This is a genomic window from Sellimonas catena (assembly GCF_027924685.1).
GTDB classification, from domain to species: Bacteria; Bacillota; Clostridia; order Lachnospirales; family Lachnospiraceae; genus Sellimonas; species Sellimonas catena.
Genome location: NZ_BSBO01000030.1, coordinates 19,047 through 39,705, shown reverse-complemented (window position 1 = coordinate 39,705; position 20,659 = coordinate 19,047). Strand labels below are relative to the sequence as shown.

The following is a 20,659-nucleotide window of genomic DNA, read 5'->3' as shown; positions in this document are numbered from 1 at the left end:
ATGACGATATATTTAGAAGAAGAATCAGAAATCAGACTTCCGGTAGACTGCCGGAAAACAGCAGAGCAGGTGGTGGAGGAAACTCTTGATTATGAGGGGTTCCCATATGAAGCGGAAGTAGAAATCCTGCTCACCGATAATGAATCAATCCGGGAAATGAACCGGGAACAGAGAGGAATTGACCGGCCGACAGACGTACTGTCTTTCCCGATGATTGATTATGAAAAAGCGGGAGAATTCGATTTTCTGGAAGAGCGCCCGGACTGCTTTCATCCGGAAACCGGGGAAGCACTTCTTGGAGATATTGTGATTTCAAAGGAAAAAGTACTCTCACAGGCAGAGGAATACGGACATTCTCCTTTGCGGGAGTACGCCTTTTTGATTGCGCACAGCATGCTTCACCTGCTCGGATATGACCATATGGAAGAGCAGGAGAGGGTTATTATGGAAAAGAAGCAAAATGAAATTCTGGAGCGCCTCGGCATCTCCAGATCAGGAACTGCAAAAGACGAAACGAAATAGCGGGGTGTTTTATGGGTAAAAAGAAGAACGGAAATGAATTTCTGGTACAAGGCGGAATCCTTGCGGCGGCTGGAATGATTTCCAGAATCATAGGGATGATCTACCGGATTCCACTGCTCAATATTATGGGGACGACCGGTCAGGGATTCTACGAGGTTGCTTATCAGATTTACAGTATTGCACTGATTCTTACATCCTACAGTATGCCGCTTGCGGTTTCCAAACTTGTTTCCGCAAGGCTTTCCAAAAATCAGGAAAAAAATGCGTTCCGGATTTTTAAATCGGCATTATTGTTGACATTAGTGGTAGGTGGAGTTGTCAGTCTGATTATTTTCTTTGGAGCAGATGTTCTTGCAGGCGGGGTTATGAAGATGAGCATGAGTGCCTACGCGCTCCGGGTTCTGGCACCTGGACTTGTCATTGTCTCCGTGATGGGAGTTTTAAGAGGATTTTTCCAGGGGCGCGGATCCATGGTGCCGACAGCGGTATCACAGATTCTGGAGCAGGTTGTTCATGCGATTGTCAGTATTATCGGGGCATATATTCTGCTTCAGTACGGAAAAACCGTAGGCTCTGAGCAAAGAGATGATCTTTACGGGCCGGCTTTTTCAGCTGCAGGTGCTACACTTGGCGTTATTGCCGGAGGATTGATCGCACTGATTTTCCTTGTGCTGATTTTCTATGCGTATCGCGGAAAACTGCGGAATAAAATCAGACGGGACAAAACCGTGGAGGTGGAGAGCTTCGGATTTATTTTCAAAGTGCTGATTCTTACGATCGCACCGGTTATTTTAAGCTCTACCGTATACAATATTCAGAATGTGATTGACAGCGCCATGTTCAGCAGCATTATGTCCGCACAGGGATTTTCAGAGGAGCATTGCGCGGATCTGCTTGGAAGTCTGGGACAGTACTATACGCTGTTTAACGTGCCGCTTTTCATGGCTAATGCGCTCGGTTCATCGATTGTACCGCCGCTTGTACGTGCATACGAGAACGGAAACCGGGAGCAGATGCATCAGAAGATTGAGATGGCAATGCGCGTAACCATGCTGATTGCAGTGCCAAGTGCAGTTGCGTTTATCGTAATACCAAAGCCGATGCTGGATCTGATCTGGGGATCTATTGATAATACAGTGGCAGCAAATCTGTTCCGGATCGGTGCAATTTCGATCATTTTCTATGCGGCATCTACTCTGACCAATGCAGTGCTGCAGGGAGTCAACAAGATGATGTCACCGGTGAAAAATGCGGCGACTTCCCTTGTGATTCATGTTGTTTCCCTGTTTATCATGCTTGTATTTTTCCACTGGAGCATTTATGCAGTTGTTGCAAGTAAGGTGATCTTTGGTCTTGCCATGTGCATCTTAAATTCACATGATCTTCGGGAAGCGGTCGGATACGTACAGGAAAAGAAACGGACCTTTGTATACCCGGCAGTAGCTGCTGTCATTATGGGGGTCGTTGTTTTCGTACTTCAGTTTGTACTGGCTCTTGTGATCAGTGATGCTGTTGCAACGGTCATTTCGATTGTGGCTGGAGTCTGCATCTATGCGGTCAGCCTCCTTGCAATCGGCGGACTGACAGAAGCGGAGATTCTTGCACTTCCGAAGGGCGCGAAAATTGCGGCAGTTCTGCAGAAAGCACATTTGTTAAAATAGAGGTGCACGAGATGAAACGAGTGTTATTGATCCATGATCTGTGCTCGGTTGGGAAAGCGGCCATGATGAATATGATTCCGGTTTTAAGTGTTATGGGAATGGAGGTATGTCCGCTTCCGACCATGCTGCTGTCAACCCATACCGGAGGATTCGGCAGGCCGGAAATGCTTCCGGTACCGGGGACGTATCTGGAAGAAAGCCTTAAACATTTTCGGAGAGAACAGATCCGGTTTGACTGTATTTTTGTCGGGTATCTGGGAAATACGGAAATGGCACAGACTGTTTCCGGACTTCTGGAGATGGATTGCAGGCCGTTGGTGATTCTGGATCCGATTATGGGGGATCACGGAAAATATTATTCTAATTTTGATGAAACATATAAGGAAGCCCTGCTTCCCCTTCTTGGGAAAGCGGATCTTCTGCTTCCGAATCTGACGGAAGCGGCCTTTTTGAGCGGAATTCCCTATTCCGAATGTCAATCGGAAGAAGGACTGGGAAAAGTTGTGGAGAAACTTCGAAAAATGGGAATGAAAGACGGTGTCATTACCGGAACAAAAGCAAGAGAAGATGAGATCGGCATGGCGGTTCTGGAAGGAAATAACATGAAAATCTGCAAAGAACCGGAGATTCCGTATCATTCTCATGGTACCGGGGATCTGTTTGACGCGGTACTATGCGGAGCTCTTCTTGGCGGCGTTTCGCTTGAGGCTTCTGCGCGGAAGGCCCATGCATTTGTTGCGGACTGCTTAAGGGCGAAAGCAGTGGAAGCGGGCGAAGAACGCGCAGGACTTCCGTTTGAACGTCTTCTGGGAAAACTTGTATAAATTTCAGTGAGAAGGCAGATACTGTATAAAAAAGGAGTGTGCTTCTATGAAAAAATACAGTATCGGACTTTTCGTCCTTTTTCTCGGCTGCGTTGCGCTGATCGGCGCGGCCTATCAGTTCAGCTTTCAGTATTCAAAAAGACAGGCAGAAGAGGAAGCAAGACTGAAACAGGAAATCATGAAATCTGTAAAAGAAGAAGAGGAGGACGCCGTAACGGCGGAAGGTGATGTCAGTAAAGGGGAAGTTTTTTACCTTATGGATCTGAACGGATTTGTCGCCGTATATAGATCAGATAAAGAAACGATTTATGAATATACCAATATTGTTGTAGAAGATCTGCCTGAAGATATCAGGCAGGAAATTCAGGAGGGAAAGGAAATCCGGACAGTGGAAAAACTGTACGGATTTCTGGAAAATTACTCCAGTTGACGGGAAAGGTACAAAAAGATGAAAGAAGAAAAAATCAGAAGAATTAATGAGCTATACCATAAGTCAAAAGCAGAGGGGCTGACTGAGGAGGAGAAGAAAGAGCAGAAAATTCTGCGTCAGGAATACATCGAATCATTTCGTGAAAATCTCAGAGGACAGCTGAACAATATTTCAATCAAAGAAAAAGACGGTACGATTGTTAATCTTGGTGAAAAATATGGAAAAAAAAGAAATCAGAAAAAAGGTTCTTGATAGGAGAGACAGGATACCGGAAGAACAGCGAAGAGAAAAAAGTATCCGGATTGCAAAAAGGCTTTGCGGGATGCCTTGTTTTGCAGGGGCGTCCTCTATTTTAATTTACCGCCATTTCCGGTCTGAAGCAGAGACTACTCTTTTGATGGAACAGGCCTGGAAGACGGGAAAGAGAGTCTATTGTCCCCGTGTGGAAGGAAAGACAATGGAGTTTTTTCTGGTCCGGACATGGGAAGATTTTGAACAGGGATGTTTTGGAATCGAGGAACCGGGATCGGAGTGCCCTGCCTTTGAAGAAGACCCACAGGAGCAGGCGCTTGTAATTCTTCCGGGAGCAGCTTTTGACCGAAAACGGAACCGGATTGGTTACGGAGGCGGATTTTATGACCGGTATCTGGCAGAACATCCGGGCCTTGAGACTGCGGCAGTCTGCTTTGAAGAGCAGATTGTGGAACAGATACCCGCCGGACCGTATGATATCCGGCCACGGATCATAGTTACCGATCAGCATTGTTACGAATAAGAAAAGGATGTGAGAGATGATGGCAGACCTGCCAAAAGATCCAGTGATGCTTCTTGGCACCATAAATATGAAACTGCGGGATTTTTATCCGACTCTGGATGCGCTGTGCGAAGATCTTCAAGTTGGAAAAGACTGGATTTGCAGCACGCTTTCCGGAATCGACTATGAGTACGATCCGAAGCGGAATCAATTTGTATAAGAAAGCAAAAGGAAGACTGCAAAATAGGCAGTCTTTTTTCTTGCTTTTTTGCGGAGGGCATGCTATACTTTAGACATTTCTAACAGGGGCAGATCATTGCCCTGATCTATTTTTCTATATTTATCTATTTGAGACCGAGACGAATTCTGTTTCGGAATCCCGAAGAAAAGAAAACTTCATGTTCAGAGGGGGTGAGGCCGTTGATTGTCTGATCATATTTTGTGCAGCCAGTAGATATGACATGGAGGAAATACTATGAGAAAAAAAAGAATATGGAAACACATCACGGTCATTGCATTGGCAGTGGCTGCAGCAACTGCTGCGATTGGCGGGATTTCCGCGTATTTTACGGATACCCAGGAGAAAACCAATACATTGACTGTAGGAAGTGTAAAAACAGATCTGGAGGAGCCGGAGTGGGAAGATGTTCCATCGGACGAAAAAACAGATATTACACCGAACCAGACGATCAAAAAGGATCCGAGGATCACCAATACCGGAGCGAATGATGCGTACGCATTTCTGGAAATTCAGGTTCCGGTGAAAAAGATTATTACGGTAGGTCCAGACGGGAAAAAGCTGCCGGCAGCAGATACAGAGCTCTTTGCTTATAAAGTAAATGACGGATGGGTACAAGTCCGGAGCTCCGATATTACCACATCGGGGAAGGTGACGGCAAGAAGCTATGTTTACGCCTATGGAACAAAAACCCAGTGTACGGTTCTGAAGAAAGGAGAGACGACGACTCCACTTTTTGACAGTGTTACTCTGGTCAATGCCATTGAGGGGCAGATTGACGAAGAAACGCTGAATATTCCGGTGAAAAGCTACGCAATTCAGGCGGAACACATTGGAGAGTCCAAAGTACCTTCAGACGTATTCCAGATTTACATGAAACAGAACCAGTAAACAGAAGGGGAGATTACAATGAGAAAAAGAAAACGAACTCCCTGTGGCCGGGCTCTGGCGGTTTTGGTGCTGACCGGAATAGTGGTACAGTTGATTCATATGCCGGAAGTGTCAGCTTATTTCGCGGACCGCAATGAAAAGAATAATGTACTTCAGGTCGGTGATAATACATCTACGATTGAAGAGAAATTCGATCCGCCGGATACGGTCACCCCGGATACAACTTACAACAAAACCGTTTCTGTCAGAAATCAGACTGACACGCCATGTTACGTCCGGGTTTTTGTAGAGAAAGATCAGTCGGAGATCCCGCTGTTCATTGCGTTTGACACGAAACACTGGACGGAAAAACAGGCGGACGGCTATTATTACTACCGGACAGTTCTGGAAGGAAAGAAAAAGACAGAACCGCTCTTTACCAGCGTAACAACCGGAAAGACTGAAGAGACATTTCGGATTCTGATTTATGAGGAGACAGTACAGGCGCAGGGATTTCAGACGCCCCAGGAAGCATTTGCTTCCATCCGGGGAGAACAGGAGAGTGGTGTATGAAAAAGAGCAGATGGAAAAAGGGACTGGTTCTGGCATTGTTGCTGGCCTGTACAGGAACAGTCAATGTAAGGAGTGCAGGTCATGTCAGTGCGCTGGAGGCGGCAGAACAGGCCGGTTCACCGATTACAGTGAAACAGTACGGGGAGGAGGAAGATTCCAGCTTTTCCTTTCGCCTGAAAAGGACTGAACATACAACCTGTACCTGGAAAGATACGAGTGGAATCGCCGATCCGCAGCTGATTCATCAGACAGGAAACGGAATTGAACGGTGGGGACAGATGGTGACCAGCGATGCCCAGAAGGGAAAGATTTCCTGCTATCTGACGAATATGGGAAGTTACAAAGGGAAAAATACGAATCTCAGGATCACCTTTACGGACTGGCCGTCTTACCGGACAGAGTCAGGGGAACGGTATTATCCGGTTCTCGGGGTCTCACTTTCTCTTACGACAGATTTTTACGGCCTGATCTTCAGCGATATCTGGTATGAGGCAAAGATGGAGATTCTGGATGATCAGGGACGTCCCCTTGCCGTCAATATGACCTACCGGGCGGATGATCTGGATTTCGGACAGATCTTCGGCGTGAAAAAAAGTGATGCCATATCCGGACTTGCGGTTCCGGAAGACAGCCGGGTATATTATATCGACCGGGATGGATTTTACTATTTTTATGCGGACAATATTGCTTCCAATGAATACGAAAAAGACAGTGTACAGGTACAGTACAAAAATGCTTCTGCATTTACCCTTCGTGTTGGCGGCGGTGTTGCATTTCCGGACAGCTTTACCTATACCAGGTATGTGTCGGAAAAAGTAAAGAAAGATTACGAACGCTTTCGGGATCATCTGGTCGGAGAATCAAGTGTAGAAGAATCAACGAATGCGGGAGCAATACTTGGATGGATTGCAGGTTCCGCAAGAGGATATGGTCCGTTTACTCCGCCGGTTCCGGTAAAGAGCGTAGACCGGACAGAAGTCCATGGAGAGGACTCGTTTACATACCGGATTAATTTTAAAGTGCCGGAATGTCAGCCGGCTGACTACTATCAGAGTCTGGTTCTGACAGATCCGATGCCGGAGGCTTTGACGGTGGAGAAAGTCGTTGTATATGATGCGGACAATCAGCAGGATGTCAGCACAAAATTTCATATCCAGATAACAAAAGGGACATCGGATCAGGTGAAAGTATCTGCAAGAGATACGTCATCCGCATGGATCTATGGTCGAAGTTTTGAAATACGCATTCAGGTTCATAAGCGGCCGGAGTACATCTTCGGGAAATCCAATGTGGTATCCAACAAAGCCGGGCTGAGCGTAGATCAGAAAACACCGAAAGAAACAGAGCAGGTCAAGACATCCTTCTATTATCAAATCACAACGGAAGCAAAGAATGGTTCGATTACCGCTTCCAATCTGAAAGTTCCCGCGGGAGGAACGATGCAGGTCACCTATTCTCCTCTTCCGGGATACTATCTGAAGTCGGTTACCGTCGATCAGAAAGAAACCGATAAAAATCAGTACATTTCGGGTTATTCTTTTACAAAAGTCAATGCAGATCATCATATCCGGGTCGTATACGAAAAAAATCCCATTCTTACAATCACAAAAGAAGTAAAAGGAAAATGGGACGAATTTGGAACGCCTGTCTTTTTATTCCAGATCACGGGAACAGATTATAACGGAATCAGCCGGACGTATTATGAGGCGCTGGAAATTCCGGAACAGTTTAAAGAAGACGGTGTTTACAGGAAGTCCTTTACCATGCAGATCCCTGCCGGGATCTGGACGGTCCGGGAAATTCCGGTTTCCAGATACCGGATGACAGGAATCAAAGAGGTGGAAAATGGAAGCATCGAGGGCAGTACAGTCAGGCTGGACACAAAGGATCACGATACGGCAAAGGCAACATTCTGCAACGAACTGGTGAATTATGGAGATTTCAGCCACAATGATCTTGAGATCAATGTATTTGGAAAGCAGGTGGGAAGGTGAAAAATAGAAGGCAACTTGCAGTGATGGCTGCCATCTGGATGCTTGGCGGTATTCATGCGGCGGCAGCGGAACAAGAGGCTTCTGTGACAACGGATATCCAGTCCGGCGGGGTCAGTATCCGGATGAACCGGTACGGTGACGCTGAAAAAAAGCAGGAATGGGAAGATGTCGAAGACATTCTGCCGGGGCAGGAGATTCCCATGATTACAGAGATTGAGAACCTGGGGGAAGACTGTTTTATCCGTTACCGTATAAGGGCGGAAGCAGAAAGTAAGCGGGAAATACCTTCCGCTTCTTTTCGGGGCCTGCCGGATGACTGTGTGCAAAAGGGAGAGTATTTTTATGATACGAAAATTTTAGAACACGGTGAAAAGGAGGAGCTGTTTACTGCGTTTATGCTTCCGGAAACATGGGAGCAGGAAGAGGAGGATGAAATCCGTATTTATGTGACAGCCGATGCGATTCAAAGCCGAAATTTCACACCGGATTTTGAATCGGAAAATCCATGGGGAGATACGAGAGTCCAGAAAGTTTCGGAAGAGGAAAAAGAAAATCAGCTTCGTGTAGCGGTACCTCAAAAAGGGCTCTGTCGTGTTGTAGTGGAAGGGGACCGGATTATCACCGTACCGGACAGCTTCTTTTCGGAACTGGGAACGGTCGTTCCCGGAGATACGGTTCAGGGAGAAATCCAGATTGAAAACGGGTGTGAGCAGACAGAAGCGGTATACTGGAAACTGGATTCGGAGGAGCAAACCCTGTTAAATCCGGTGGAACTCAAAATCGAAAAGAGCAGCGGTGCAATTTTGTATCAGGGAACCATTCAGGAATACCAGACAGATCAGTTTGCCCTGCTTGGGCGTTATTCACCGGAGGAGAAAGACAGTCTGATGTTCACGCTTCATTTCCCGGAAGAGATGGATAATCTCTACCGGCTTCTGAATGGTCAGATGACATGGACATTCCGGGCAGTTTCCGAGACACAGGAGGCAGACTTCCTGCAGGAGGAGCGGCGGGAAACCGTGAAAACCGGAGAAGAAAGCCATTTGTTTCTGCTGTTGCTGCTGATGGGATCAGCCTGTCTGGTTCTCCTCCTGATCAGAAAGAGGAGAGCTGATGAATAAGTGGTTCCGAAGGCTGGATACCATTCTGATTCTGTGTGCGGCATGCTATGTTCTTTTGTTCGCCTGCCCGACCACATTTGGAATCCTGCCTGTCCGGGTATTATCCGGCTCCATGTCACCTGAGATTCTGGAAGGGGATATGGCCTATATCCGACAATGTAAGGAGAATGCTGTCGTGCCTGGTGATGTGATTGCCTTTCGGACGGAGAATGATCAGCTGGTGCTGCACCGCCTGATTGAAAAGACATCCGAAGGGCTCGTTACAAAGGGAGATGCCAATGAACACGAGGATTTCAGCACGGCAGATCCCGCAAACGTAGTTGGAACACTTTTATTCTGTCTCCCTAAAGGAGCGGTCTGGTATGAAAAGATCACTTCGTGGAAAACACTTGGAATCCTGCTTTTTTACAGCGGAATCCGCATGATAACAATAGTTCACCAGAAATTTTGACGGCAGATTTTCGGTTCCTGCTGTTGTTCTCCTTCAAACTGCGGTATAATAACCGAAAAGTGTAAAATGAAATGATTGAAACAAAAATAGAATGATGTGCCTGATGGTCAGGAGAAAGAGGGAAGAATATGCAGGATTACATACTGGAAATCTGTGCAGACTCGGCAGAGTCTGCGATAGCGGCCGAAAAAGGCGGGGCCACAAGGCTGGAACTTTGCCAGAATCTGATTATCGGAGGGACAACGCCGGGCCCGAAACTCTTTGAGATAGTACGACACGCAGTGGAGATCCCGGTTCATGTGCTGATCCGACCAAGATTCGGTGACTTTTGTTACTCGGACTATGAGATGGAGCAGATAAAAGAGGAAATCAAAATGTTCCGGGAACTGGGAGCGGATGGAGTTGTCATCGGTGTGCTGAGCCCGGACGGAAGCATTGACCGGGAAAGGATGGAAAGACTTCTGGAAGAGCGGGGAGACATGTCGGTGACACTTCATCGGGCTTTTGATGTCTGCCGGGATCCGTTGAAATCACTTCAGACGGCAAAAGATCTTGGAATCCAGACGATTCTGACGTCCGGACAAAAGGACAGCTGCATGGAAGGAGCAGATCTTTTACGGGAGCTTCAAAAAGAGAGCCAGGGTGGGATCCAGATTCAGGCGGGCGGAGGCGTGACACCGGAGAATCTGGAAACACTTTTCTGTCAGACTGGGATCCGGGCATGGCATATGTCGGCGAAAACCGGAATTGAGAGCCGGATGAAATACCGGAATCCGGACGTTCATATGGGAATTGCAGATATCAGCGAATATATACTGTTTCAGACATCCGAAGCAAAGGTGCGTCAGGCAGCAGATATTCTAAAGCGGCTGTAGGCAAGAGTGTCTAAAACAGGAGAAAGAGAAAAGCAGATAAAAATCGAGCAGGAGACAAAGGAGAGAAAGCAGATGTTTTCAGAACAGAGCCGAAAGAAAATCGAGGAAGCATACCGTAAGGTCAAAGAGGATCTGGGGGATTTTATGGAACCGGTGGATCAGTATATACGGTCTCTTCCTGAAGCAGAAGCGGCTGCGATGCACTATCTTTACGCATCCATGCCGTACAGTGATGTAGGGAATTATCCGGTGGAAACGTTTCTGGACTTTGCACGCCATGGAGTGTGGCTGTATAAACATAATATGTATGTACGGGAACTTCCGGAAGAATTGTTTTTGCAGTATGTTCTTTACCACCGGGTTAATGAGGAAGAAATCCGTCCGTGCAGGAGTCTGTTCTATCAGGAACTGAAAGATCAGATAGAAGGTAAAGATGCAGAAAAGACAGCGTTGGAAGTGAATTACTGGTGTGCGGGGGAAGTCTCCTATGAAGCGGGAGATGACCGGACTCTTTCGGCTCTTTCTGTCTGGCAAAGAGGATATGGACGATGCGGGGAAGAATCTGTCTTTAGCGTCAATGCCCTTAGAAGTGCGGGGATTCCTGCCAGACAGGTGTATGCGCCGTACTGGTCCCATTGCGATGACAATCATGCCTGGGTAGAAGTGTGGATTGATGGAACGTGGCATTTTCTGGGAGCCTGTGAGCCGGAACCGCTTCTGGATCTGGGCTGGTTTGAATATGCGGCTTCCCGGGCGATGCTGGTTCATTCCAGACGTTTCGATGGCAGAATCGAATCTGCAGGACAGGAGGATGCGGACCGGAAAAGCGAAATGGAAGAAGTGATTGGAAAAGACGGAATGGTCGTGATGGAAAACGTGCTTTCCAGATATGCCGATGATGTGAAGAAGATAGAAGTGACAGTAGTAGATGAGAAAGGACGTCCGGCCGCAGGAATTTCTGTGTGGTTTGAAGTGTTTAATTATGCCGCATTTCGCCCAATCGCACAGTGCCGGACGGATGAGCATGGCAAAGTTTCTCTCAGCACAGGGGCGGGAAGCCTTCATTTGTTCGCAGCAGGACAGGGACGGTATGCGGACGAAATTCTGGATACACGAGAGAGCAGGAGTTGTACATTGACACTTGCAAAACGGCTGGATTGTGGTCCGGAGATAGAAGGATGGAGAGATCTGGACCTGATTCCGCCACACGACCGTGCGCCGTTAAGCAAAAGGCCGAGTCCGGAGCAGAAGGAAAAAGGAAAAGAGCGCCTTGCTTTACTGAGAAACAAACAGGAGAACAAGCGAAAAGAATGGGGCAATCCGGAGCGGGAAGCATTTCTGAGCTATCTGGAAACAAAAACTTCGCAGGAGCGGAAGCTGGGAGAGCAGTTACTCGAGACATTGACTGCAAAAGATCAGACAGATGTACGGTGCACCGTCCTTCTGGATCATCTGGAAGGAGTTCTTCCATACTGGAATACAGTACCGGAGGATATTTTTGCGACAGCGCTTTTGAATCCGAGAGTGGAGGATGAAGTACTGACGGAATACCGTGGATGGTTTCAGAGGGAAATCAGCACCGAAGAACAGGAGAGGTATCGAAAAGATCCCGGCAGACTTTGGGAAAAGATTCAGAAGGAAGTCCGGGAATGTCCGGAACAGGAGCGAAGTACCGTACTCACGATACCAACCGCCTGTTACAGGATGCGGTGCGGCAGTGGGCGCTCGAAACGGATTCTTTTTGTTGCCATGGCAAGGAGTTTTGGAATCCCGGCAAGGCTTTGTCCGGAGGACGGAACAGTTCAGTACTGGAAAGACGGAAGATTTTTGTCAGCTGATCCGGACCGGACAAAATCAGCAGTTCTCATACTACACGCGGAAAATCCAAAAATGTGGCGGTATGGTTTGAACTGGAGCATTACAAAATTAACGGAAGAGCAGGGAGATCCTCTCCGGCTTACAGACACGGGATGGGATAATGGAAAGAGAGAAATCCATCTGGAGAATGGAATCTACCGGATTCTGACATCTGTCCGTCTGCCAAACGGAACGGTTCACGCCCGGGAGTGTCAGATACTGCTTTCTTCCGGCTGCAGAAAAGAGATTGCACTGCAGCTCCGGGAAGAAAAACTTTCCGAAATGCTGGAGTCCCTCTCGATTCCGGAATTTCCGGTGAGGGATCTGAATGGACAGGAAATTTCCTCCGGAATTCTGACAGAAGAGGGAAGTCATGTGCTGATCTGGGCAGGGGAAGGAGAGGAGCCGACGGAACATATTTTCAATGAAATGCTGGAAGAACAGGAACGGTTTACTCCATGGGCTTCCCGGATTCTTCTGTTTGTCCGGTCAAAGCAGGCATGGGAACATCCTCTATTTGCCAAAGTAATGGAGACGTTCCCACAGATCCGGGTGTATGAAGATGACTTTGAGGATCATGTTCCGGCAGTGGGAAGAAGACTGTATGTGGATCATGAAAAACTTCCAATTATCGCCGTGACAAAAGGCAGACTCAATGTGATTTATGGAACAAGCGGCTATCAGGTTGGCCTGGGAGATTTGCTGCTGCGGATTTTGGAAGAGGAGACATGCTATAACAGGTAGAGGAGAGATAATGAATCAGGAAGCACAGGAATATTACAATATTGCCGGATGGGGAAAAGATAAATTAAACTACCATAGAATTTCAAAGTTTCATACAAACAGACGAAGGCAGAGTGATACCGGATTTTATGCATGTCTATGATTTTTTGGAGAAAGATAGTATGGTACAGTGTGAGGAAATACGGGCAGTAAGTATGGCAAGACTGGATGCAGTCCGTGGTTGTGTCGGCACATTGACGCCGGAAGATTTTGAAATGGTAAAAGGGAAATTTCGTAGGGCATACAGATTGTAGAGGAATAAAATCTGTTGACAGGAAAAATGTGTCTGTATATAATAAAAATGAAGAAGAAACTATGATTAAGTCCCACATCTGTTTTCAGAATACAGTGGGTATTTTATAAATGTTTCAACGAAGCCGTATGACCGAAAGGTATAGCTTCTGAAGGCTCCCCAGTCTGTCTGGGGAGTTTTTCTTTTCATAAAGATGGTATTTTATCTAAAGGGGTATATATTTACTTTTTGTGTTGGATTACATGGAGAGGGGAATTATCAGCAAGTGGGCAAATGAGTTGGAAGTAAAGTGTTTGTTGCTACAGATTTTGGAAGAGGATAAAAGAGAAATTTCCGATGATCCTTGGTAAGGAAGAGGTCAAAGTTATGACAGAAGCTGCCCTGCGTTATACAAAACAGTTTCAGATTGAACATCTGCTCAAGAAGAATCCGTATGAACTCTCCGGAGGAGAAAGGGTGGTAGAGAACAGTTTTATCAGGAGATTATCGGAAGAATGGCAGATTTGTAAGAATATAACAGCAGACTGTCCAGCCAAGAAAGTAAGGAGACAGTCTGCTGTATGCATTGTCCTGACGGATATAATTATTTTTTTAAGTTTGGCTTGAGCATTTCTAGAAGTACTATTTCACCATACATTCTTTTTTATAAAAAGCTATCCCATATTTTAAGATCGTCTGGTATCCTTCTTTTTGAAGGGAGTCTGCATAATGCCTTTCTTCAATCTGCTGTAGGGCCTCATCACATTTACATTCCAGATCCTGATAGCTGTCGGCTGTCTTGATTTCAAAGATGACAGCCTTTCCCCGGACACTTGGATATTTCAGAATCAGATCCGGTCTGCCGCTGCCGGATTCCCGGTTTGATACGACGATATAATCGCCAAAATGCTTTAAAAGACCGGCAAGAAAACCGTGATAATAGTTTTCCTGATAATCATAAAAACTAATTGTCTCCATGAGCATTTCAGAAAGGAACTCGGAGAGCTTTTTACGGTCACCGTCCAAAATACTGCGGTACAGTTCGGATAAATCTTTCATTTTTATTTTTTCTTCAAACCAGAGCAGGACAGTATGCTTATAGATATGCCGGACTTCCATGTTTGGAATTGCCAGCTCCATATAGATTTCGCCGTTTTCCTGATACTGTTTTCTTTTCTTGAGATAACCTGTAAAAAAAAGAAAATTCCACAAATAATCCTGGGAGGTGTCGATGTCGGCATAGGTGATGTCTTCATGGACTGGTTTGATAATTGTACCTCCTGCAATCAAGGATTCGATTTCCTGACGGACAGATAAATCCGCTTTTTCAATCAGCGTACGGACGATACTGTTGGAGCTTGTATTGGACCAGTACGGCTTAAAAAGAGCATGTTTGTCTTTGTAACAGGAATTCACGTCGTTGATCACGCTCCAGGGATTATATACTTCTGTGTTCCCGAAGCAGTAGCCATCGTACCACTTCCTGATATCTTCCCGGCGGTCTTCCAGCTGATAATCCCGAAGCATCTGGTCCACCTCTTCTTGAGTAAATCCAAAGTGTTCCGCATAGGACTGATCCATGATGGAAATCATTGACAAATTGTTTAAGCCGGTAAAGATAGATTCTTTGCTGATCCTTAAGCAGCCGGTGATGACAGCGAATTCCAGAGTGTCGTTCGTTTTGAGTGCAGATTCAAAAACAGACCGGATCAACGAGAGCATTTCCGGATAAAATCCGTGAAAATATACATTCTCCAGAGGGACATCGTATTCATCAATCAGGATAATGCAGCGGGTCTGAGAGGAAGCATAGAGACAGTCTGACAAAAATCTTAGTGATGTCAGGTATTCCTCTGACGCCGCCTTTTGCTCCACAAATCGATTGTATTTTTCCTGCTTGTCTCTGGAATCCAGAGAAGAGACAAGCGAAGCATGACGGTCAAATTCCCTTGCAATTTCCTCACGCAGACAGTAAAAAGCTGATTTAAAATCAGTCTGTTTTAATGATTTCAAAGAAAGTGTGATAACCGGATACTGTCCCATCTGATCCGTATAAGGATGGCCGGCATCCCAAATTTTAGTACCTTCAAAGAGAGGGGCTGGATTCACATCAGACTTTTCAAAAAAATACCGCAGCATACTGAGATTTAAAGTTTTACCAAAACGGCGCGGGCGTGTGAACAGATTGACTTTCCCTTTCAGATCGATCAGATCTTTGATCAGTAATGTCTTATCTATATAGTAATATCCTTTTTCAATGAGTTCTGCATAATTTTCAATGCCGACAGGCAGTGGGATCCAGCTCATGAAATATTCCTCCTATTTTTTGATATGATTTTATTTTACTACTTAGTAGAAAATGGTGCAAGCAAAGGAAATGTGAAAAAATCATCAAAACCTGTTGCATTTTGTCGTCGAGGATGTATAATTAGATTCGGTTCGCATATTTTGAACAAAAAGTATAGTATTAGAAAACCGGAGGTGCGGTAAGTGGACATTGGAAAGAAACTGAAAGAACTGAGGCTACAGAATGATCTGACGCTTGGAGATCTTGCGTCCCGCAGCGAGCTGACAAAGGGATTTCTCTCACAGGTGGAGCGTGGGCTGACGACGCCGAGTATTGCGACGCTTGAGGATATTCTGGAGGCGTTGGGAAGTAATCTGTCCGATTTCTTTCATGAAGAGGAAGAGAAGCAGATCGTGTTTCCTGTACAGGATTTCTTTGTGGATGAGCAGGAAGATTATACGATCGAATGGATTGTCCCAAACGCGCAGAAAAATGAGATGGAGCCGATCATTTTGACACTGCATCCGAAAAAAAAGAGCCATGTGCTCTCTGCTTATCAGGGCCAGGAGTTCGGTTATGTGCTGAAAGGAAGCGTAACCATCGTACAAGAGGGGAAAAAGTATAAGGTGAAGGCTCATGAGACGTTCTATATGGACGGGTCCAAGAGTCATTATCTGTACAATCACGGTACCGGCGATGCGAAGATCCTCTGGATCACAACGCCGCCGATGTTCTAGGAAGGAGAAATGAGATGGAAGAGAAAAAACTGATCGAGTTTCGCAATATTGTGAAAAATTTTGACGGCCAGATTGTCTTAAAAGGAATCAATCTGGATATTTATGAGAATGAATTTGTCACTCTTTTAGGTCCAAGCGGCTGTGGTAAGACAACACTTTTGCGTATTCTTGGGGGCTTTCTGGATGCGGACGAAGGTTCTGTGATCTTTGACGGGGAGGAAATCAGTAAAAAGCCTCCTTATGAGAGAGAGTTAAATACGGTTTTTCAGAAATATGCCTTGTTTCCGCATCTGAGTGTATATGAAAATATCGCTTTTGGACTGAAAATCAAGAAGATGAGTAAGGACGTCATCGACCAGAAGGTCATGAAGATGCTGAAGCTGATTGGACTTGAGGGATACGAAGATAAAAATACGACACTTCTTTCCGGCGGGCAGCAGCAGCGTGTTGCCATCGCAAGAGCGCTGGTAAATGAGCCGAAGGTGCTTCTGCTGGACGAGCCTCTGGCGGCGCTGGATTTGAAGCTCCGCAAGGAGATGCAGTACGAGCTGAAACGGATTCAGCAGGAGGTCGGAATTACCTTCATCTTTGTTACCCATGACCAGGAAGAAGCGCTGACCATGTCTGATAAAATCGTGGTCATGAAAAACGGGGAAATCCAGCAGGTAGGATCTCCGGAGGACATCTACAATGAACCGGCAAACCGTTTTGTAGCGAATTTTATCGGGGAGAGCAATATTATCCCGGGAACCATGGTGGAAGATTACAAGGTGCGTTTTGATGACATTACCTTTGACTGCGTGGACTTTGGATTTAAAGAGAACGAACCGGTAGATGTGGTCATCCGTCCGGAGGATATTGATATTGTGGATGTCAAAGACGGAAAGATGACAGGAGAAGTATTAAGTGTCCTGTTCAAAGGTGTCCATTATGAGATCATGGTGGAGACAGTTCCGGGAACAAGCGTCACCGTCAATATGCGTGTGATCCGGAATCAGGATGTAAAGAGTGAGGACGGCAAAGAGATGATCAGCGCCAATGATTTCTACGTGGATATCGACGACGTGGAAGAACTGGACGACAAGGAGATCATCGCCCTTTCCAATGCCCAGGCGTGGGACCCGGCGGCAGATGAACTGATTTCCATTGCCAAGGTAGAGTACAGTCTGGAAAAAGAAGAAGGAAAATATCCGGTTACCTTCTCCACATCCAACGGGACAAGTATTGTGCGGAATATCTATGTAGTAGACCAGCCGTTTGTTAAGAATGAAAAGGCAAATGAGGGTGTCATGGCGTTCAACTTCTTTAAAACAGTGGACGAGATCACAGAGTCACAGGCTCTTGATACGGATCTGAAGACCTGGGCCGGGGCACAGGGCTGGAAGCTCAGTAATGAAGATGAATCCGTGGATCTCAGCGTTGACTACGATTTTGAGCCTGAGGATGTCAAAGAGGGTGTATACCAGATCACCTTCTCCACGACAGGCCGGGAATTCAAAATCCATACAACGGATTATACCGAAGAGGGACAGGAGGTAGGGCTTACCTTTTTCCCGGAGGATATCCATGTCATGTCCAAGGAGGTATTCTAAATGAAACGATTTTCAAAGCTGGCAGTCCCTTATATTATCTGGGCTGCGTTGATGCTGGTACTTCCTATGGCGCTGATTGCCATGTATTCGGTCATGGAGCCTGGAAATAGTATTATTTCCTTCTCCCTGACACTGGATCATTACATCAAGTTCTTTACAGACCCGGATTTCCTTCTTATTCTGTGGAGATCTTTGTTAATTGCGATTAAAACAACGATTATCTGTCTGATCCTCGGTTACCCGGCAGCGTACTTTATTGCCAGGAGCAGTGAAAAGGTGCAGAATATTCTGATTCTCTGCATTACGATTCCGATGTGGATCAACATGCTGGTAAGAACCTACGCATGGATCGGCCTTCTCAGCGAGGGCGGAATCATTCAGCGGATCCTTGGAATTTTCGGGCTGGGAGATGTCGAGCTTTTGTATACAGAAGGATCAGTACTCCTTGGTATGGTGTACAACTTCCTTCCATTTATGATTCTGCAGATTCAGACGTCTTTAAGCAAGATGGATCATTCCCTTTTGGAGGCAAGCGCGGATCTTGGAGCAAGTCCGGCGCAGACTTTCCGGAGGGTAACGCTTCCGCTTTCCCTTCCGGGAGTCATCAACGGAATTACGCTGGTATTCCTTCCGGCAGTCAGTTCCTTCTTTATCCCGAAACTTTTGGGAGGCGGACAGTATTTCCTCATCGGAAATATGATTGAAAACCAGTTTATTACAGTTGGAGAGTGGAACTTCGGAAGTGCCATCTCCATGATTATGGCAGTGATCATGATGCTCCTGATGATGCTCGTGCGTAAAATTGAAACAAGAAATCAGGGCGGAAAGGGGGCAAAAGCATGAAAAAGAAGAAACGTACTTTAGGGAAGGCTTTGATGATTCTGATGATCGCATTTTTCTATTTGCCGATCCTCTATATGATTATCTTCTCCTTCAATGATGGAAAATCGCTGACCAGCTTTACCGGATTTTCCCTTCGCTGGTATCAGCACATGCTGGAGTCCCAGGACATGATGACCGCGCTCTATACCACCTTTAGTATCGCGATTCTTGCGACGATTGTGGCAACTGTCGTAGGTACGGTGGCGGCAATCGGATTGTCCAGTTCCAGAAAGGTAATCCGCAATATCATGGAACAGGTAAACAACCTTCCGATGATGAATCCGGAGATCGTGACAGCCATCGGTTTCATGCTTCTGTTCATCACCTTCAAGGTGGAAAAAGGGTATGTTACCATGCTTCTGGCACATATTGCCTTCTGTATTCCTTATGTTATGCTTTCCGTTATGCCGAAGATCCGCTCTCTGGATCCGAACCTGGCGGATGCGGCGATGGATCTGGGGGCAACACCGTTCAAGGCACTGACCAAAGTCATTGTGCCGCAGATTACACCGGGAATTGTCTCCGGTGCGCTGATTGCATTTACCATGTCGGTGGATGACTTTATTATTTCCTACTTTGTCACAGGAAGCGGCGTGAAGAACTTAAGTATCGTGGTATACACGATGAGTAAGCGTGTCAACCCGAGTATCAATGCAGTATCTACCCTTGTGGTAGTCATCATCACCATCGTGCTCCTTGTGATCAATCTGGCTCCGGTTATAGCGGCGAAGAGAGTGAAAAAGGGCGGTGCCGTGAAACGGAAAAGATGGGTACCGGCTGTTGCGGTATGCTGTGTTCTTGTGGTTGCCGTTGCCGCGCTGCAAAGAGGAGGCATCACAGGCAAGGATCGTCCTTTCGAAGGACAGACACTCCATATTTACAACTGGGGTGAGTACACCGGGGAAAATATTATCGGTGATTTCGAAGAAGAGACAGGTGCTACAGTCGTGATGGAAAACTTCGATTCCAATGAGCAGATGTACATTAAGGTGGCAAACGGAGAAGCCTACGACATTCTCGTCCCGAGTGATTATATGATTCAGCGTCTGATTGAGGAAGATTATCTGCAGAAACTGGATAAATCAAAACTGGACTGCTTTGACAAGCTGTCTGATGCGGTACTTGGTCTCCCGTACGATCCGAACAATGACTATTCCGTTCCGTACTTCTGGGGTACCGTGGGAATTGTGTATGACAAGACGAAGGTAGACATCAAAGATCTGGAGAGAGAAGGATACAATATTTTCCTCGATCAGAAGTATAAAGGAGACGTCTATCTGTACGATTCCGAGCGAGATTCCTTTATGATGGCGTTAAAAGCACTTGGATATTCCATGAATACCGAGAACGAGGCAGAGCTAAATGAAGCATACGAATGGCTCGTACAATGTGTGGAAACGATGGATACGGAAATCGTAACAGATGAGATCATTGACAACATGGCTCAGGGAAGAAAAGCGCTCGGACTGATCTATTCCGGTGACGCAAGTTATGTCATGGCCGAAAATGAAGACATGGGCTACTTCATGCCGGAGACCGGAACCAACCTCTGGTCTGATGCCATGGTGATTCCGAAAAACGCCAAGAATCCGGATCTTGCTCATGCATTTATCAATTATGCAAGCGATTATGACGGCGCATATGATAACTCCAGCTATGTAGGATATACCTCGGCCAACCAGGAGGTTATGGATGACCTTTCCGGGGAAGGCGGAGACTATGAAGGAATCAATGCCTACATCCCGCGGACGGACAATGAAAACGATGAAGTTTTTGAGTACAATGCGGATACGAAAAAGATTATCAGTGATCTCTGGAGCCGCGTCAAGATTGCGGCAAGTAACGCAGGTTAAAAGAGAATAAAAAAAGGGAAGACTTTCTTCTGCAGAAAAGCGGGAGCAGGTCTTCTTTTTTGTGTGCAGGAAATAAGAATTGACATTTCTTAGGAAACGAACTAAAATACTTAGGAACCGAAA

21 protein-coding genes and 1 pseudogene are annotated in these 20,659 nt (G+C 46.2%); 21 read left to right on the top strand and 1 reads right to left on the bottom strand.

From position 1 onward, the window contains the following. The 17 genes from ybeY to Selli1_RS13605 all read left to right on the top strand — a co-directional run bounded on the left by ybeY (position 1) and on the right by Selli1_RS13605 (position 13,812). Positions 1 to 522 carry an rRNA maturation RNase YbeY gene (gene ybeY / locus Selli1_RS13685; protein ID WP_087251977.1) on the top strand — a complete coding sequence of 174 codons (522 nt, stop codon included), beginning with the start codon at positions 1 to 3 and terminating at the stop codon, positions 520 to 522. 11 nt (positions 523 to 533) lie between these two features. After that, positions 534 to 2,183, top strand: a complete 1,650-nt coding sequence (locus Selli1_RS13680; RefSeq protein ID WP_281873463.1) for a putative polysaccharide biosynthesis protein — start codon at positions 534 to 536, stop codon at positions 2,181 to 2,183. Positions 2,184 to 2,194: 11 nt separating this feature from the next. Then, entirely contained in the window at positions 2,195 to 3,007 is an 813-nt protein-coding gene (locus tag Selli1_RS13675) for a pyridoxamine kinase (RefSeq protein WP_281845599.1), read from the top strand. 46 nt (positions 3,008 to 3,053) lie between these two features. After that, positions 3,054 to 3,437 (top strand): hypothetical protein, encoded by a 384-nt coding sequence (locus Selli1_RS13670; RefSeq protein WP_281873461.1) that lies wholly within the window; start codon positions 3,054 to 3,056, stop codon positions 3,435 to 3,437. An 18-nt stretch (positions 3,438 to 3,455) separates the two neighbouring features. Further along, positions 3,456 to 3,689 carry a DUF896 domain-containing protein gene (locus Selli1_RS13665; RefSeq protein WP_087168924.1) on the top strand — a complete coding sequence of 78 codons (234 nt, stop codon included), beginning with the start codon at positions 3,456 to 3,458 and terminating at the stop codon, positions 3,687 to 3,689. Continuing rightward, positions 3,655 to 4,212, top strand: coding sequence for a 5-formyltetrahydrofolate cyclo-ligase (locus Selli1_RS13660; RefSeq protein WP_281873459.1), 558 nt, complete (start codon positions 3,655 to 3,657; stop codon positions 4,210 to 4,212). Before Selli1_RS13665 ends, Selli1_RS13660 begins: the two co-directional genes overlap by 35 nt. Before the next feature lie 16 nt (positions 4,213 to 4,228). Further along, positions 4,229 to 4,411, top strand: coding sequence for a DUF4250 domain-containing protein (locus Selli1_RS13655; RefSeq protein ID WP_330616926.1), 183 nt, complete (start codon positions 4,229 to 4,231; stop codon positions 4,409 to 4,411). 255 nt (positions 4,412 to 4,666) lie between these two features. After that, entirely contained in the window at positions 4,667 to 5,320 is a 654-nt protein-coding gene (locus Selli1_RS13650; RefSeq protein WP_138372682.1) for a TasA family protein, read from the top strand. Between the two features lie 18 nt (positions 5,321 to 5,338). Next, entirely contained in the window at positions 5,339 to 5,872 is a 534-nt protein-coding gene (locus Selli1_RS13645; protein WP_281873457.1) for a hypothetical protein, read from the top strand. After that, positions 5,869 to 7,866 carry an isopeptide-forming domain-containing fimbrial protein gene (locus Selli1_RS13640; protein WP_281873455.1) on the top strand — a complete coding sequence of 666 codons (1,998 nt, stop codon included), beginning with the start codon at positions 5,869 to 5,871 and terminating at the stop codon, positions 7,864 to 7,866. Before Selli1_RS13645 ends, Selli1_RS13640 begins: the two co-directional genes overlap by 4 nt. Next, a complete protein-coding gene (locus tag Selli1_RS13635; RefSeq protein ID WP_281873453.1) occupies positions 7,863 to 8,987 on the top strand; it encodes a hypothetical protein in 1,125 nt (374 codons plus the stop codon). Before Selli1_RS13640 ends, Selli1_RS13635 begins: the two co-directional genes overlap by 4 nt. After that, positions 8,980 to 9,438 (top strand): signal peptidase I, encoded by a 459-nt coding sequence (locus Selli1_RS13630; RefSeq protein ID WP_281873451.1) that lies wholly within the window; start codon positions 8,980 to 8,982, stop codon positions 9,436 to 9,438. Before Selli1_RS13635 ends, Selli1_RS13630 begins: the two co-directional genes overlap by 8 nt. A 128-nt stretch (positions 9,439 to 9,566) precedes the next feature. Continuing rightward, positions 9,567 to 10,313 (top strand): copper homeostasis protein CutC, encoded by a 747-nt coding sequence (locus Selli1_RS13625; RefSeq protein WP_281873450.1) that lies wholly within the window; start codon positions 9,567 to 9,569, stop codon positions 10,311 to 10,313. Positions 10,314 to 10,385: 72 nt separating this feature from the next. Continuing rightward, entirely contained in the window at positions 10,386 to 12,914 is a 2,529-nt protein-coding gene (locus tag Selli1_RS13620; protein WP_281873449.1) for a transglutaminase family protein, read from the top strand. A gap of 10 nt (positions 12,915 to 12,924) precedes the next feature. Beyond that, the gene (locus Selli1_RS13615; RefSeq protein ID WP_275532814.1) at positions 12,925 to 13,056 is read left to right on the top strand and encodes a hypothetical protein; all 132 of its coding nucleotides are present in this window, start codon (positions 12,925 to 12,927) and stop codon (positions 13,054 to 13,056) included. A gap of 19 nt (positions 13,057 to 13,075) precedes the next feature. Then, entirely contained in the window at positions 13,076 to 13,207 is a 132-nt protein-coding gene (locus Selli1_RS13610; protein ID WP_281873444.1) for a hypothetical protein, read from the top strand. 335 nt (positions 13,208 to 13,542) lie between these two features. Next, entirely contained in the window at positions 13,543 to 13,812 is a 270-nt protein-coding gene (locus Selli1_RS13605) for a hypothetical protein (RefSeq protein ID WP_118636032.1), read from the top strand. 15 nt (positions 13,813 to 13,827) lie between these two features. Here the strand turns inward: Selli1_RS13605 and Selli1_RS13600 are convergent, their stop codons facing one another. After that, a complete protein-coding gene (locus Selli1_RS13600; protein ID WP_281873443.1) occupies positions 13,828 to 15,492 on the bottom strand; it encodes an AAA family ATPase in 1,665 nt (554 codons plus the stop codon). Positions 15,493 to 15,675: 183 nt separating this feature from the next. On the opposite strand from Selli1_RS13600, the gene Selli1_RS13595 reads away from it, so the two are divergent. The 4 genes and pseudogenes from Selli1_RS13595 to Selli1_RS13580 all read left to right on the top strand — a co-directional run bounded on the left by Selli1_RS13595 (position 15,676) and on the right by Selli1_RS13580 (position 20,536). Then, positions 15,676 to 16,209 carry a type II toxin-antitoxin system RelB family anti-toxin gene (locus Selli1_RS13595; RefSeq protein WP_087168914.1) on the top strand — a complete coding sequence of 178 codons (534 nt, stop codon included), beginning with the start codon at positions 15,676 to 15,678 and terminating at the stop codon, positions 16,207 to 16,209. 14 nt (positions 16,210 to 16,223) lie between these two features. Then, a pseudogene (locus Selli1_RS13590) lies at positions 16,224 to 17,312 on the top strand (ABC transporter ATP-binding protein); the annotation flags it as partial. A gap of 489 nt (positions 17,313 to 17,801) precedes the next feature. Continuing rightward, positions 17,802 to 18,644, top strand: a complete 843-nt coding sequence (locus Selli1_RS13585) for an ABC transporter permease (protein WP_087168912.1) — start codon at positions 17,802 to 17,804, stop codon at positions 18,642 to 18,644. Next, a complete protein-coding gene (locus tag Selli1_RS13580; RefSeq protein WP_281873440.1) occupies positions 18,641 to 20,536 on the top strand; it encodes an extracellular solute-binding protein in 1,896 nt (631 codons plus the stop codon). The genes Selli1_RS13585 and Selli1_RS13580 overlap by 4 nt, the downstream gene beginning before the upstream one ends. The last annotated feature ends 123 nt before the right edge of the window (positions 20,537 to 20,659 follow it).